This is a genomic window from Paenibacillus ilasis, assembly GCF_043195395.1.
GTDB classification, from domain to species: Bacteria; Bacillota; Bacilli; order Paenibacillales; family Paenibacillaceae; genus Paenibacillus_AQ; species Paenibacillus_AQ lautus.
Genome location: NZ_JBHDJG010000001.1, coordinates 3,772,705 through 3,787,846 on the forward strand (window position 1 = coordinate 3,772,705; position 15,142 = coordinate 3,787,846).

Sequence of the window (15,142 nt, forward strand, 5' to 3'; positions counted from 1 at the left end):
AAAAACACGCTCCTTGCGAGCGTGTTTTGTCTTTTGTGGAGACATTCCCTAAGATTCTGCCGATTTAGTTGGAATGATCATCGTAAACACCGTTCCTTCGCCTACTTCACTTGTTGCGTTAATCGTGCCATGATGCGCTGTCACGATATTTTTCACGATGGCAAGGCCTATGCCGGTTCCCACCGTCTCCCCCCGCACACGCGCTTTATCGGCTTTGTAGAATCGCTCAAAAACAAATGGCAGATCTTCAGGCGGAATACCGACGCCTTGGTCGCTAATCTTTACCTGGAGAGCCTCTGTGTTCGATACGGTAATCCGATCTGCAATGATTCGGATCTGCTTGCCTGAAGGCGTATGACGAAAAGCGTTGTCCAGCAGATTGGTCAGCACCTGTTCAAGCTTGTCTTCATCCGCCGCTTCGAGCAGAAGATTCGAGTGAAGTTTGTTGAGCTGAAGATCAATATCTCTCTCCTTGGCGCGTACGGCGAACTTCCGGAATACCCTTTCACACAATTCGCCTGCATCCATCTCCCGCAGGGACATCTCGGCATGCCCCGCCTCCATACGGGTTAAATCAAGCAGATCCTTCACCAGCCGGCCCATACGGAGGGATTCCTCATGAATCACCTGTATCAGCTCCCTGCTCTCTTCCGGTGAAGCCGCCATCCCGTCAAGCAGCGCTTCACTGTAGCCCTGCATCATGGACAGCGGTGTACGGATTTCGTGCGACACGTTGGCGATGAAATCCGTACGCATCTTCTCCAGCGTAACTTGCTCGGTAATATCTCTTAACACAACAACGGCGCCGCGGATCACATCATCCGAATATAAGGGAGCCATATGGGCGGACCATATCCCCTGCTTCACATGCAGGTCAGCGCTTTGGTCCTTTCCTTCGTTCACGGTGGCATAATAAAGCTCGCTGAGCGGTTTCGGCATGACATCGGCCGCCCAGCCTCCGCCCTGCAGCTCATCATCCCACTGCAGACCTTTCCAGGTTTTCATGATTTCCTGCCCTGGCGGGTTCACCAGAATGACCTGACCATGATTATCAAACGTAATCACCGCGTCGCTCATACTTCTCAGCACACTGGACAGATGCTCCTTCTCATGGTTCAAATTGCGGATATTCGTTTCCAGCTCTGCTGCCATATGGTTGAACGTATTGGCCAGCTCGCCAATCTCATCACTGGTCACAAGATTTAAACGGGTACCATACTTCCCTTTACGAATATCGTTGGCTGCCTCAATGAGCTGCTGCATGGGCTGGGTAATCTTCGTTAACAGAAACAACCCGAAAAAGGTGGTCATCGAAAAACCGATAATGGCCACATAAGTAAATAAACGTTTGATGGCATCCGAATTCGCAAACGTGGTATCGATATAGGGGAGCAAAAATAATCCGAGCGTCAGCAGCACGCACGCGACTAAACAGGTTATCGTAATCCACAGCTTGCCGACGAGTGATCTCCAGAAACTCACGTTACTTTGGTACCTCCAGCTTGTAGCCTACTCCCCATACTGTCGTAATCATCGCTGCGGATTCAGCAGATACCTTATTTAACTTCTCGCGCAGCCGCTTTACATGGGTATCGACTGTGCGAAGATCGCCGAAAAACTCATAATTCCATACGTCCTTAAGCAGTTCTTCGCGGGAGAATACTTTGTCCGGGGACGAAGCCAGGTAGTGCAGAAGCTCATACTCCTTCGGTGTCAAGCTGATTTCATGCCCTCCGGCCGTCACGCGGTGAGCATCATGTTCAATGATCAAATGCGGGAAAACAATGCTGTTGCTTGGGTTCGGTTCCTTGCTCAAATAGGCCGTAGCGGATGATCGGCGCAAAATCGCCTTCACGCGATAAATCACCTCGCGCGGACTGAACGGCTTCACCACATAATCGTCGGCGCCCACTTCAAATCCCTGTACGCGATTGATCTCCTCACCCTTGGCCGTCAGCATGAGAATAGGCGTCGACTTCACCTGACGGAGACGCGTGCATACTTCGACTCCATCCATCCCGGGCAGCATCACATCCAAAATAACGAGCCCGTAATCTTCCGAGCTTGCTTTGCGAAGAGCGGTTTCACCATCCTCCGCCTCTTCGATTTCATACCCTTCCTTCTCCAAATACATTTTTAACAATCGGCGAATCCGTTCTTCATCATCAACAACAAGAATACGATTTCCGTGCTCTGACATTGGCGGCCAACTCCTTCATTTTTATAGGGAAAATCAGAAGCGGCCCTCTTGAATAAGAAAGGGCCCTTCTGATTGATCATTCACTGCTATTCTATTGACAATTAATCGGTTCCCGCATAGGAATGCAGGCCCGCGATAATCAAGTTGACGCCGACCAGCGTAAACATGACCACGATAAAGCCGATAACGGACAGCCAGGATGAGTATTTACCCTGCCAGCCGCGCGACAGCCGGAGATGAAGGTACACGCTGTAGAACAACCATGTAATAAGCGCCCATACTTCCTTTGGATCCCAGCCCCAGAATCGGCCCCATGCAATTTCTGCCCAAATCATGGCGAATATGAGACCTCCCAGTGTAAATACCGGGAATCCAATCGCAATCGCTCGATAACTGATTTCATCCAGATCGTCCGGATCCAATCTATTAAGTGCAGGCTGAATGAATTTTGCCAGCGGTTTGCGCAGGATCAGGCGGAGCAAACCGTACAGGATCAACCCCGTGATCAGCGACCATATCACCGTATTCAGCTTACGTCCCGCATTCACGCCGTGCATCCAGGACGGGGCTTCCATGAGTGGAGATTTCATGCCCAAGAAGGATTGCATGCTCTCCGTCTCGCTCTTATATGGTGCGACAAGCGGTGGCATGTTATATTCCACTTTTACTATTGTACTATTTTCTGTCTTCGGGTCAACCAAAGTCTGGTTAAATTCAGCTTGATATCCACCTGCACGGAAGCTGTATACCGACAATATAAATCCGATCAGCACCACGATGGCAAACATGACGAGCTCAAGCCAGCGCTGTTCCTTGCGTGAGCCCTTGTCCGTTCCGCTAAAGTTAACGGTACGGAGCAGGTGCATCAGGCCGGCAATAAAACCGACCGCAAAAAACGCATCACCAAGCGCCGCCATCGTAACGTGGATACCCAGCCAATAGGACTGGAGCGAAGGAATCAGCGGCTGCACCTGCTGCGGGAACACGGCGGCATAGGCCATGATCAGGACTGCCAGCGGCAGCGCAAACAATCCGAGCAGCGATTTTTTGTAGATAAAATAAAGTACGAGGAAGGCAATCATGATTGCCATCGACAAGAAGGACATAAACTCATACATGTTGCTGACCGGCACGTGTCCCGAGCCCGCCCATCTTGTAAAGAAGTACAGCAAGTGTCCGATCAAACCGATCGTTGTCGTAACAAATGCGATTTTGCCCCACTTCGCCAAATGGGCTTCCGGGTCGCGTTTGCGGAACCGGCGTCCCATGACGGCTAGTGCATACATGATAAATGCCACGCAGTATAAGGTAAAGGCCACGATAAATGCGTCGCCGCTAAAATCAATTAGATTCATGCTTAGTCCCCCTGTTATTCTCCAATGACTTTTCATCGACTTCGATATTCATTTGCTTGAGGATCGCGGAGATCTCCTTGCGAAGTCCAAACCAGTTCTTGTTCGTATGCGCGCCAAGTGTCAGCGTTCCGTTATCAATACGCAGCCAAATCCGGCGATGGGTGAAATAAAAGCCCATGACCAGGCCGATCATACCGATAAAACAACCAATCCAAATGAACGGCATGGCTTTATCCACACGAATATTCAGATAAGTCGTAGATTCCGAAAAGTCCACATCGTCCATGCTCAGCACATCCAGTTGTACGAGCGCTTCCCCACCCGCCAGCTGTGCATTGATCGCTTCCTGATTAAAGCGTTCCTTATCAATCTGTTTAGGGAAGTAGAAGTATTGAATGCCTTCCTTCGGCAATTCAGGTCCCTTAATCAGAAATAAGAATGCAGGCGCATTCGGGTTAGGTGACAGGTTTACCGGTTTGCCGTTATCGCCAAGTCCAAAATCGGTAAAGGATTGTGTAAGCGTTAACGTATATTCTCCCGCCTGATACTCTCTTTGAGGATCGTCGATCGACAATGTGATTTTGCCGTATTCCTTCCCGCTCTTACTGTCTATCAGCACCGGCGAAACCGTACGGAGAATCGGGGTCAGATCATAATCGAATTGATAAGCTTTTAACCCTTTGTAATTGAGTGGATGATTCACCTCAATGTTATGGCGTGTCAATTCCACGAGCTGAGGCTCTTTATCGAGATCGTCACAATTGGCCTCGCACATATACAGAATCGCCTGGGTTTGGAATTCCTTCGGCAGTACTTTATTCTTGCCTTTAAATTCCTCAGGCATATCGTCCTCGGTATAAAACTCCACCTTAAAGCCGTCGTTCAATAAATAATAACTCGTGTTCTTGATATGCACAGGCTCATCCTGAGGGAAAGCCATGTGCTCGTCCATATGCAGTCCAGGAAGATTCCGTCCAAGAACAGCAAGCAGGAAAATAATCAGGCCGATATGCAGAACATAGGGGCCCCAGCGGCTGAACCGCTGCTTCTCTGCCAGTAGGGTTCCGCCATCCGTTCGTACGCGGTAGCCCTTCTTCTTAATAATCGGCTTCACCCGTTCAACCCAGTCGGCACCGTCCTCCTCAACATGCCCTTGGTATACCACCTTCTGGCGGGTAAGGAAGGACATGTGCTTCGGAACCCGCTGCCTGCTGAGCGCTTTGTACAGCGGCAGGACCCGGTCAAGACTGCAAATGACAAGAGATGCGCCGATCATGACAAGCAGTAGTACGAACCACCATGACGTGTATGTATGAGACAGCCCGAGCAAATAATAGATATGCCCCAGCTGTCCGTACTCCTCTTTGTAATAGACTGAGGGGTCAATGTTAAGGAATGTGCTTTCCTGCGGAAAGATGGTGCCTAGCGAGGAGCCGATCAGCGTAAGCACTATCAGATATATTGCTACCTTAACCGAAGAAAAGAAATTCCATACCCGATCGATAATACCGGGATTTTCTTTCTGTGATCGGCGAGCAACGCCGTCATACCGCATTTCCAGAATCGGTTGGGCCTCCGCTTCTTCGGTCAGCGGCTTGCCGCAAGCCTCGCAGAGGACCGTCCCCGTTGGATTCTGGTGTCCACAATCACACTTCGTGTTCTGGATCAAAGGCTTGGAACCTTGACTCATTTCGCATTCACCAACTGTTCAATTTGTTTATCAAGGGTGTTCAAATCCAGTTCGCCTATACGAATATGGTCAATCTTGCCAGAGGCCGTAACAAAAAAGGTGGTTGGCATGGGGCCAACCCCGAAGCTGGCAACAGCATTCCGTTTAGGATCCATCAGTATGGGGAACTTCACGCCGGTTTGAGCAACAAAATTCTCAACGGTCATTTTGTTCTCTCCCACATTAATTCCGATGATCTCAACGCCTTGACTGTTCCATTTCTCCCACTGAGCTTGAAGAGCCGGCATTTCCCGCACGCATGGCGGACAGTAGGTGCCCCAGAAATTAATAACCCTGGCCTTACCCTCGTATTCATTCATGGTATGTACGCCGCCATCCATGCCTAGAAGTTCAAAATCCGCTGCCTTTTGACCCACTTTGGGAACCTCATCAGAGCCGAATACAACGGTTGCAACGGCGTACACTCCGACCAGGATAATGGCAAGCAGAATCACAATCTGTACGCTTTTCTTTGATTTGCCCATAAAGCAGCAGCTTCCTTTCTATGACATTCATCATATCGTATACTACGGGTGTGAACATCCTATGAACAATTATAACGAAATTTGTCATAAACGCCGCTCGCCATTTTGAATATTATGTGTCGGGTTTAACGTTTTCTCTTCGGTTTCCCGCCCGGCTTAGCGGCTTTCGCCATCTGCAAAAGCTGGTTGATTTCATCTGCTGTCAAATGGCGGTACAAGCCCCGTTTTAAATTTTGCAGCAGCAGATCCCCATAGGATATCCTCTTCAATCGCGTTACCGGATGGGAAATCGCTTCGAACATCCTTCTGACTTGACGGTTGCGTCCCTCATGAATGGTAATCGATATGACGGATTGTTTATTATCCGGATCCACATCCTTATACTCCACCTCGGCAGGAGACGTCATTCCGTCTTCCAGCATAATCCCTTGACGAAGCTTGTCCAGTTCGGTGCCATGGGGCACCCCTTTCACGGTAGCCAAATACGTTTTGGGCACATGATATTTAGGGTGGCTGAGCAGATTGGCAAACTCGCCGTCATTGGTCAGCAGAAGGAGTCCTTCCGTATCGTAGTCCAAACGTCCAATCGGATATACCCGCTCTTTAATGCCCTTGAGATAATCCGATACAATTTTTCGGCCTTCGGGATCAGAAGCGCTTGTAATGACACCCTTCGGCTTATTCAGCATAATGTATACCTTTTTCTCATTCTTAATCGGTTTGCCTGAAACCGTAATGATATCCTGGGCTGGATCGGCCTTCGTGCCGAGTTCGGTAACGGTCTCTCCGTTTACCTGCACCTTGCCTTCAAGAATCAATTCCTCGCACTTGCGGCGGGAAGCGACTCCGGCCTGTGCCATAATTTTCTGTAATCTCTCCATGTTCGTTAGGTCACCTCATTCCTAATGATAACCATCGACAGGATAAATCACAAGCGCGTTCCATGGAAAATGTGCCCCAGGGCAGGAGTCGGAGTGAGGAAACAAGTATAACGGGGAAATATCATGGAGTCTGGATAGCTCCAAAATGATTTTGCTGGCGGTAAACAGCTGTGTTTTCTGATCCAGCGACATGGACTCGTAGCCGATGTTGAAGTCGCCCTCCAGACAGATGTGAATCTGTCCCGGCTGAACCAGCACGGATGAAGAAGAGACCGAGCCGTCCGAATGGATTTTAAAATCCCAGTTCCGCGGTTCCCGCTCGCACACGGTATGATGAATAACAAAACCCTCGATTTCCATTTCATCACCCCTACTACAATTTGTAATTGCAGCAGTATATGACAAGGTGGAATCAAGGGTATGGGCATACGTCCTGTTACATAGAAAAAACGCTCCGTCTTACTCAGACCGTTCACACGATCACAATTAACCGAACACCAGCAGGCAGACGGCAATCGCCGCAATAAAACCGATCAAATCGGAGAACAGCCCGACCTTCAGCGCATAGCGGCCATTGCGGATACCCACGGCGCCAAAATAGACGGTCAGTACATATAAGGTCGTGTCCGTGCTTCCCTGTATGGTCGAAGCGATTCGGCCAATCATGGAATCCGGACCGTATGCGCGGATCAGCTCCGTTGTGTAAGCGAGCGAGCCGGTACCCGTCAGCGGCCTAAGAATTCCCAATGGCAAAATCTCGCTCGGTACCCCTAGCGATTGCAGAAAGGGGCCCGTCCAACCCACAAAAAATTCCAGCGCGCCGGAAGACCTGAATACGCTAATGGCAACCATCATGCCGACCAAGTGCGGGATAATCCCAATCGCTGTGGAGAAGCCGTCCTTGGCTCCATCCACAAACGATTCGTATACGGGTACTTTGCGCGTATAAGCATAAAGCGGAATGAATGCGATAATAATGGGAATAGACCAAGCGGATACGAGATTAATCCATGATAGCAACCCTCATCACCCCTTCACATCCGGGTTCAGGCTTGTACCGATTCCCGGCGGCTTCTGGCGGCGTATCGTCCGTCTTCGATACCATCGGTCAGCCATGATGGCGGCCGCCGTTGCAATCGCAGTAGCCAACAGCGTGGGCCCGACGATTTCCGAAGGATTGGCGGACTCATAATTCAGCCTGATTGCAATTAGCGTTGTCGGTATTAGCGTAATGCTGGCCGTGTTGAGTGCAAGCAGCGTACACATCGCCGGAGAAGCTATTTCCTTGTCCGGGTTTAACTTCTGAAGCTCCTGCATCGCTTTGATTCCCATCGGAGTCGCCGCATTGCCCAAACCGAACAAATTGGCGCTCATGTTGGACAATATATACCCCATAGCAGGATGATTCTTCGGTACATCCGGGAACAGGAAGCGGACAACCGGGCCCAGCAGCTTGGCAACCTTCTTCAGCAGGCCCGCATCCTCTGCCAGGCGCATCATGCCAAGCCAGAACACCAGTATACTGATGAGACCGAAGGAGACAGTCACTCCCGTCTGAGCTCCGTCAAATGCGGCTTTTGTAACACTTTCGATGTTCCCGTTCACTGCCGCAAAGCAAACACCGATCAGTATCATCCCCATCCAAATCAAATTGATCATCTCTTCGCCCCCGTTTGCTGCCCCGCTGCGTGAGAATCCACGATCTCTTAAGCGAAGGCTAGTTATGATTTGGCCCTGAACAGATGCCTAAGCACTTCTCCTGCAGACTGCCACAGCGACAACGAACCGATGGGTCCGGATGTGCTTCTGGACTTCTGCAAGATCTCAGGGGCTTCAGGAAGCTTGCTTCCTTCCGCATAGACCGGAACTTTGCCGATGCTGACATTATCGAGCAGAAGTTCAATATGACCCCGCAGTCCGAAAGACAAGTCGGGTGTAGTCGCTTTATGCAGGACCAGTCTCTTCACCAGGCGTGCTTCCTCATCATGCGCAAACGCATACGTAAAAGAACCGCCCGTGACCAGTGGATAGCCCTGGATCTTCTGCCCTTTCTCCATTACCTTTTTCAGTGGAAATTGGGCAAATCCGTAATCCAGCATCTTGGAATGATCATTCCAATCGTTGCCGTCATTCAGCGTGACCGCCGCAATCTGCTGACCGTTTCGGGTGGCGGAGCTCACCAGACAGCGGAATGCTTTTTTGGTGTAACCGGTTTTGACGCCGTCCGCCCCCTCATAGAAACGAAGCATCTTGTTTTTGTTATCCCATTTGTAGTCCCACGCTTCATTCGGATTGGGCGCTTTCTTGGTCGGGGTTTTAACAATCTCGCTAAAGACAGGGTTCTTGAGGGCATATGCCGTCAGTTTGGCTACATCATTAGCGGAAGAGTAATGTTCATCATGATCCAGACCATGGGGATTCATAAAATGCGAGTTCGTCAAGCCGAGCCCGGCCGCCTTCTCGTTCATCAGCAACACAAAGCCTTCTTCCGTCCCCCCGACATGTTCAGCAATGGCCGTCGCGGCGTCGTTGCCGGATCGCAGCATTAAACCGTACAGCAGATTCTCAAGCGTCATCTCCTCGCCAAGCTTCAGGAAGAGCGAGGAGCCTTCCTTGGCAAAGGCATTTTTGGAGATCTTGACGCGATCGTCCAGCTTGCCGTGTTCAATGGCCACGATAGCTGTCATGATCTTGGTCAGGCTTGCGATTCTTAAACGCTCGTCCCCGTTTTTGCTGTACAGCACCCTACCGGAAGTGACGTCAATCAGTGCAGCTGCCTGCGCATGATTGGTGGGGCCATTCTCATGATCTGCATGCACGGGGACAGCCGTAACCAGCAAGCAGCTTATGGCAATCAACATGGATAACAAAGACTTGAACTTGCAGTTCGACCATTTCATTTTCATCATCTTATCCTCCGGTGTTCAGAAATCTTGTACAAGTATATGTCGTCCGCGCTAAAGGTATGTCCATTTCGTAAGAGAAACGCTGAAAGCCCATAATTTCAATAATCCTAACAGCAAAAATCCCTTCCGTCGTGAACGAAAGGGATTTGCTTGCTCCAATCAGTACGCAGGCGGAGGCGTGGTGCTGTTCGCGTCATTGCTGCCTGATTGAAACATCGACTGGATTTGATCGAGTAAATACGGGGTCGCATCAATAATCCGTTCAAACAGATGGGTTTGATTGTCCAGCGGCACGATGTGCACGCCTTCTTTACCCACGACCAGGAAAGCAATCGGTCGAATGGACACGCCACCGCCGCTGCCGCCACCAAAAGGAAGGGCACTATGATCGTTGTGCGTCCCGTTAGTGGTCGCTTGGTGTGTGGCTCCAGCCTCTACGTTGTAGTCGCTACCGCCGGCTGCAAAACCAAAAGCCACTTTACTGATTGGCAGGATAACGCTGCCGTCAGGCGTATTCACCGGGTCGCCTACAATCGTATTAACGTCCACCATTCCCTTGATGTTTTCCATAGCCGTTTGCATCAAGCCTTGAATAGGGTGTTCTGCCATGATCTAATTCCTCCTTTCACCTTTAACACGCGAACTATAAGTACCAGTCCAGCATACATAGCTTTTCCGCAGGAGATTTTCGCTATGCAGTTAAGCTCTGTGGAAATTTGCGGCGGACCGTTAAAGATCGGCACTACATCGATTCGAGGCAGCTCTTCCATGATCAGGCGATACGACATCCATCCAAGAAGCGTATGCTTTATGCCATGCAGCAGCCCGGTCGCTACCGCCGTATCAGCCGCATGCTCCAAAGCAATTCGGGTGGACCAGCGCACATCCATGAGATGAACGGCCGCCATCGTCTGCCTCACCCATTTTTTGAAACCTTTTGTTGAAAGCACAGCTCGCCCGTAATCCTTAAATTTGATCGTTCTGCTCGAAGCCTTTTCCTCTTTTGAATCGTGTGTATTTCCCTGTTCTCCGTCTCCAGGAACGGTTTCCTTCTTAAACTCGATCCCACCGTTCGCCAGGTGAAAAGGGACTGCATATTTGCGCTTAATCAAGCCGAAGATCATTTTGATTTCCACTAATGCTTTATATTCATCTTTTTTTAGAACCACATCCAGCTTAATCGTTACCTTGGAGCACAACACAACGACCAGCAATATGATGAGGAGAACGACCAAACCGACCGCCAGAAAGATCCATACCCTCACGAAGTAACCCCCAAGACGTACTTAGTAAAATGTTATCCGCTTGGCTTAGTATGGCAAAAGCACCTCCAAATGATGCGAAACTGTTCCAAGTCCTTGATTTCAAACTTTCGCAAGCGGCATAAAAAAATCCCGGACGGTGGATTCCTCCACGCCCAGGATTCTATTCCAATCTTTCGTGTGTATAATGGCTAACTTTCCTCTACATCATCGAACGTAAGCTGACGACCGTCAAGCTTATCAAACAACAGCTGCGTTTCCTCTTCTAAATTATCGTTATCCTCAAATTGCGACGGCTCCGGCAAATCCTTGATGTTGGCAAGCCCGAAATATTCCAGGAAGGACTTGGTCGTTCCATACAAAATCGGTCTGCCAATCGCCTCGGCGCGTCCGACTTCCTCGATCAATCCTTTGCTTACCAGCGTATGAATAGCCCGTTCGGACTTGACGCCGCGGATGTCTTCAATCTCTACGCGCGTAATCGGTTGCCGATAGGCAACGATGGAGAGTGTTTCGAGTGCGGCTTGCGACAAGGAGGAGCGAGAAGGCGAATACGCCAGGCGCTCGAAATACGGAGCGTGCTCGGCCAGCGTCGCGATTTTGTAACTCCCCGCAATCTGTACGATCTGAATCCCCCGCTCATGGCGCTCCCATTCTTCCTTCATATCTTCAAGCGCTTCGCCAACCAGGCCATCCGACTGCTCGGTAATCTCAGCAATTTGCCTAACCGACAAGCCCTCTTCTCCCGACAGGAACAGAAGCCCCTCAATAATCGATTTCAGCTTCGGATAATCCATCAATGCGTCCTTCCCCTCTCCACTCCATGACGATATCTTCAAACAACTTCTCTTGGTAGCACAAAATTTGCTTCATTTTCATCAGCTCCAAAATGGCCAGGAAGGTGACTACGATTTCATGCCGTACCATCTCTTCGTGAAGCAGCTTGGAAAACAGGATCCTGCCTCCCGGCCCAACCTCCTCCAGGGCATCCATGACCTGACGGATCCGGTCCTTTACCGATATTTCATCCCGCTGAATGCGGGCATACGATGTGCGTTTGACTGCTTTGTTTAACGCTTTTTGAAAAGCAGCGATCAAATCCGAAATATGTAATCCCTGCACCGGGTTCTCTTCCACTTCCGGCATGTAAGGCGTGAGATCTTCGGCTTCCTTGGAATACATCAGACTGCGTTCCCATTCCTTCTCATGCAAATGGCGGGCGATGCCTTTGTACTTGCGGTATTCGATCAGCTTGGCAATGAGCTCTGCTCTCGGATCCATGTCATCCTCTTCATAAAAATCAAACTCGTCCATCTCGATAACCGGAGGCTTCGGAAGCAATAACTTGCTCTTTATAGACAGCAGCGTTGCAGCCATGACCAGAAATTCGCTCGTAATTTCCAGCTCAAGCTCCTGCATGTTGTGCAAATAGGCCATGTATTGTTCGGTAATCTCGCTGACGGGAATATCCTGGATGTCGATTTCCGCTTTATCAATCAAATGCAGCAGCAGATCGAGCGGTCCTTCAAACGTTTCCAGCTTGTATAATACGGTCACGGTGAATCCTCCCGCCAAAAAATAAAATGCAGTGCTCCAAAAAAAGAGCACTACATTAAATAAGCACTATTTTAGGCTTTTCGTCAAGTTCGCCATTTCGATGGCTGCCATGGCGGAATCCCAGCCTTTATTGCCGGCCTTCGTTCCTGCACGTTCCACGGCTTGTTCGATATTCTCCGTCGTAACGACACCGAAAATCGTTGGTACACCGGTCTTCAGGTTAATTGCGGATACCCCCTTGGCCACTTCGTTGCACACATAATCATAATGCGTGGTGGAGCCGCGAATGACGGTTCCCAAGGTGATGATGGCATCGTATTTGCCGCTTTCCGCCATTTTTTGGGCAATGAGCGGGATTTCAAACGCACCCGGCACCCATGCGACATCGACTTCGTTCTCCTGTGCGCCGTGACGCTTCAATGCGTCCAGTGCCCCGCTCAGCAGCTTGCTCGTGATGAATTCGTTGAACCGACCTACGACGATACCGTACTTTAGACCCTCGGATACTAATTTACCTTCAAATATTGTTGCCATTGTTGGATGACTTCCTTTCGGTTTGGAGTTTATATAAGGTCTTGCAGTGATCATAGTAATTGCTGTGCATTTCAGTCGCTGCCGAATCAAACCGTTCTTCCGATCGCTGTTACTCCTGATTTCATGATCTATTTTCTGGAGGAAAGAAATCAGGAGTTAAAGGCGACCGCTACCGCTTCTCCAGCAGCATTCCGTCCTCTTTGCTGGGTCATTCCATGAGGCAAACCTCACCACATGATTGACCTTTTATTATTGGGTGATTAGTTGGTGCTCTCGTTTTGCTCGATATCGCTGAATTTCAGCATATGACCGAGCTTGGCTTGCTTGGTATGCAGGTAGCCCGTGTTATCCTCGTTCTCCGGCATCTGGATCGGAACGCGCTCGACAACCTCCAGGCCATAACCTTCGAGGCCTTTGATTTTGCGCGGATTGTTTGTCAGCAATCGGATCTTTCTGATCCCCAGATCCTTCAAGATCTGGGCTCCAATGCCGTAATCACGCAGATCCGCCGCAAAACCGAGCTTTAGATTGGCGTCCACGGTGTCGAGTCCCTCTTCCTGGAGCTTGTAGGCTTTCAGTTTGTTGATTAAGCCGATGCCCCGCCCCTCCTGGCGCATGTAAAGAAGAACGCCTCTACCCGCTTCATCGATTTGGCGGAGTGCCGCCTCGAATTGGGGACCGCAATCGCAGCGATGGGAGTGAAACACGTCTCCTGTCAGGCACTCGGAATGCACGCGCACGAGCACAGGCTCATTTCCATCGATCTCCCCTTTTACCAGGGCTACATGCTCTTTATTGTCCACGTCGTTGGTGTAGGCAACGGCCTGAAACACGCCAAAGTCGGTCGGCATCCGCACAGCCACCTCTCGCTGGACAAGCTTTTCTTTGTCATTGCGGTAATGAATCAGATCCTTGATGCTAATCAGCTTCAGATCATGCTTCTTCGCAATCTCCACGAGATCCGGCAGCCTGGCCATTGTGCCGTCTTCCTTGATCACTTCACAGATGACGCCGGCCGGATAGGAGCCGCTCAATCTAGCAAGATCGACAGCCGCTTCCGTATGTCCTGCCCGGCGCAGGACGCCTCCATCTTTTGCGATCAGCGGGAACATATGACCGGGTCTTCGGAAATCTGAGCCAGATGCACTCGAATCCAGTATACCTTTGACGGTTATGGACCGTTCATAGGCAGATATGCCTGTTGTGGTGTCCTTATGATCAATGGAAACCGTAAAGGCCGTTCCATGATAATCCGTATTTTGGGCAACCATCGGTTTGAGGTCGAGCTCCTGAGCTCTGGTCTGCGTCATGGGCAAACATACCAAACCTCGGCCTTCCGTGATCATAAAATTAATGACCTCCGGGGTTGCCTTGTCTGCTAATGCGATAAAATCGCCCTCATTCTCACGGTCTTCATCATCTACGACAATGACGACCTTGCCTTCCTTCAAATCGGTTAACGCCTCTTCGATTGTATGAAATGAAAAGCGCTCATCCATCGCTACTCCTCCTTCTTCTCATGGAGACCATATAAAGCACCTGGTTTAGGCAAATCCATGCTCCGCAAGATAATCCCTGCTGATTCCCGGTTTTGTCCCGCCTTGATTCCCTGCTCCTTGTGAGCCGTAATGCAGCAGGTGATCTACATATTTCCCTAAAATGTCGCATTCGATATTAATCGTATCGCCTGCTTTTTTATAAGCCAGCACCGTCTCCGCCAGCGTGTGGGGGATGATGGATACCGTAAAGGAGGAATCTGTTGTTTTGACAACGGTCAAGCTGATTCCATCCAGTGTGACGGAGCCTTTCGGAATGATATATTTGAATACGTCCCCATTCGCAGGTGCGATCTCGTATACCACGGCATTCTGATCTGCCTGTACGCTCCGTATGACGCCGACGCCATCCACATGCCCCTGAACGATATGGCCTCCAAATCTACCTCCGGCCGCCATCGCCCGTTCCAGATTTACCTTTCCGCCTGGCTGCAGCTCCTTAAGATTGGTATTTCTATAGGTTTCCGGCATCACGTCTACCGTAAATATACCTTTGTCAATGGATGTAGCTGTCAAACAGACGCCGTTAACGGATACGCTGTCCCCCAGCTTTAAATCATCCATGATCCGGCTAGCGGAAATACTGAGCAGCATGGCTTCGCCTTTCCGTCCGATACGCCTCATCTCGCCGATCTCCTCAACCAATCCAGTAAACACAGGCTTCCCTCCTTTCTTTC

The 15,142-nt window shown here is 50.1% G+C and carries 17 protein-coding genes; all 17 read right to left on the reverse strand.

Annotated elements, in window-relative coordinates; genetic code table 11:
* Nucleotides 1–48: 48 nt before the first annotated feature.
* The 17 genes from ACETK5_RS17015 to ribE all read right to left on the reverse strand — a co-directional run bounded on the left by ACETK5_RS17015 (nucleotide 49) and on the right by ribE (nucleotide 15,122).
* Nucleotides 49–1,482 (reverse strand): ATP-binding protein, encoded by a 1,434-nt coding sequence (locus tag ACETK5_RS17015; RefSeq protein ID WP_394056872.1) that lies wholly within the window; start codon nucleotides 1,480–1,482, stop codon nucleotides 49–51.
* 1 nt (nucleotide 1,483) lies between these two features.
* A complete protein-coding gene (locus ACETK5_RS17020) occupies nucleotides 1,484–2,200 on the reverse strand; it encodes a response regulator transcription factor (RefSeq protein ID WP_009595176.1) in 717 nt (238 codons plus the stop codon).
* A gap of 101 nt (nucleotides 2,201–2,301) precedes the next feature.
* Nucleotides 2,302–3,555 carry a c-type cytochrome biogenesis protein CcsB gene (gene ccsB / locus ACETK5_RS17025; RefSeq protein ID WP_100536290.1) on the reverse strand — a complete coding sequence of 418 codons (1,254 nt, stop codon included), beginning with the start codon at nucleotides 3,553–3,555 and terminating at the stop codon, nucleotides 2,302–2,304.
* Nucleotides 3,542–5,245, reverse strand: coding sequence for a cytochrome c biogenesis protein ResB (gene resB / locus ACETK5_RS17030; RefSeq protein ID WP_394056875.1), 1,704 nt, complete (start codon nucleotides 5,243–5,245; stop codon nucleotides 3,542–3,544). Before resB ends, ccsB begins: the two co-directional genes overlap by 14 nt.
* Nucleotides 5,242–5,769: a redoxin domain-containing protein gene (locus ACETK5_RS17035; protein ID WP_394056877.1), complete on the reverse strand. Its 528-nt coding sequence runs from the start codon at nucleotides 5,767–5,769 to the stop codon at nucleotides 5,242–5,244. Before ACETK5_RS17035 ends, resB begins: the two co-directional genes overlap by 4 nt.
* Nucleotides 5,770–5,894: 125 nt before the next feature.
* Nucleotides 5,895–6,650, reverse strand: coding sequence for a pseudouridine synthase (locus tag ACETK5_RS17040; RefSeq protein ID WP_071223906.1), 756 nt, complete (start codon nucleotides 6,648–6,650; stop codon nucleotides 5,895–5,897).
* A gap of 21 nt (nucleotides 6,651–6,671) precedes the next feature.
* Entirely contained in the window at nucleotides 6,672–7,010 is a 339-nt protein-coding gene (locus tag ACETK5_RS17045; protein WP_100536287.1) for an N-acetylmuramoyl-L-alanine amidase, read from the reverse strand.
* 126 nt (nucleotides 7,011–7,136) lie between these two features.
* Entirely contained in the window at nucleotides 7,137–7,670 is a 534-nt protein-coding gene (locus ACETK5_RS17050) for a spore maturation protein (RefSeq protein WP_076320934.1), read from the reverse strand.
* 6 nt (nucleotides 7,671–7,676) lie between these two features.
* On the reverse strand, nucleotides 7,677–8,309 hold the full coding sequence (locus ACETK5_RS17055; protein ID WP_394056879.1) for a nucleoside recognition domain-containing protein: 633 nt from the start codon (nucleotides 8,307–8,309) through the stop codon (nucleotides 7,677–7,679).
* 62 nt (nucleotides 8,310–8,371) lie between these two features.
* Nucleotides 8,372–9,559, reverse strand: a complete 1,188-nt coding sequence (locus ACETK5_RS17060) for a D-alanyl-D-alanine carboxypeptidase family protein (RefSeq protein WP_100536285.1) — start codon at nucleotides 9,557–9,559, stop codon at nucleotides 8,372–8,374.
* Nucleotides 9,560–9,715: 156 nt separating this feature from the next.
* Nucleotides 9,716–10,165, reverse strand: coding sequence for a GerW family sporulation protein (gene ytfJ, locus ACETK5_RS17065; protein WP_100536284.1), 450 nt, complete (start codon nucleotides 10,163–10,165; stop codon nucleotides 9,716–9,718).
* Complete coding sequence (locus ACETK5_RS17070; RefSeq protein WP_394056881.1) at nucleotides 10,138–10,821, reverse strand: DUF2953 domain-containing protein; 684 nt, start codon at nucleotides 10,819–10,821, stop codon at nucleotides 10,138–10,140. Before ACETK5_RS17070 ends, ytfJ begins: the two co-directional genes overlap by 28 nt.
* A 188-nt stretch (nucleotides 10,822–11,009) precedes the next feature.
* Nucleotides 11,010–11,615, reverse strand: a complete 606-nt coding sequence (gene scpB, locus ACETK5_RS17075; protein WP_100536282.1) for an SMC-Scp complex subunit ScpB — start codon at nucleotides 11,613–11,615, stop codon at nucleotides 11,010–11,012.
* Nucleotides 11,584–12,375 (reverse strand): segregation and condensation protein A, encoded by a 792-nt coding sequence (locus ACETK5_RS17080; protein ID WP_127594173.1) that lies wholly within the window; start codon nucleotides 12,373–12,375, stop codon nucleotides 11,584–11,586. Before ACETK5_RS17080 ends, scpB begins: the two co-directional genes overlap by 32 nt.
* Before the next feature lie 66 nt (nucleotides 12,376–12,441).
* The gene (gene ribH / locus ACETK5_RS17085; RefSeq protein WP_006209422.1) at nucleotides 12,442–12,909 is read right to left on the reverse strand and encodes a 6,7-dimethyl-8-ribityllumazine synthase; all 468 of its coding nucleotides are present in this window, start codon (nucleotides 12,907–12,909) and stop codon (nucleotides 12,442–12,444) included.
* Nucleotides 12,910–13,169: 260 nt separating this feature from the next.
* Complete coding sequence (locus ACETK5_RS17090) at nucleotides 13,170–14,408, reverse strand: bifunctional 3,4-dihydroxy-2-butanone-4-phosphate synthase/GTP cyclohydrolase II (RefSeq protein WP_326117876.1); 1,239 nt, start codon at nucleotides 14,406–14,408, stop codon at nucleotides 13,170–13,172.
* Nucleotides 14,409–14,453: 45 nt separating this feature from the next.
* Nucleotides 14,454–15,122, reverse strand: a complete 669-nt coding sequence (ribE, locus tag ACETK5_RS17095; RefSeq protein WP_100536279.1) for a riboflavin synthase — start codon at nucleotides 15,120–15,122, stop codon at nucleotides 14,454–14,456.
* Nucleotides 15,123–15,142: the final 20 nt, after the last annotated feature.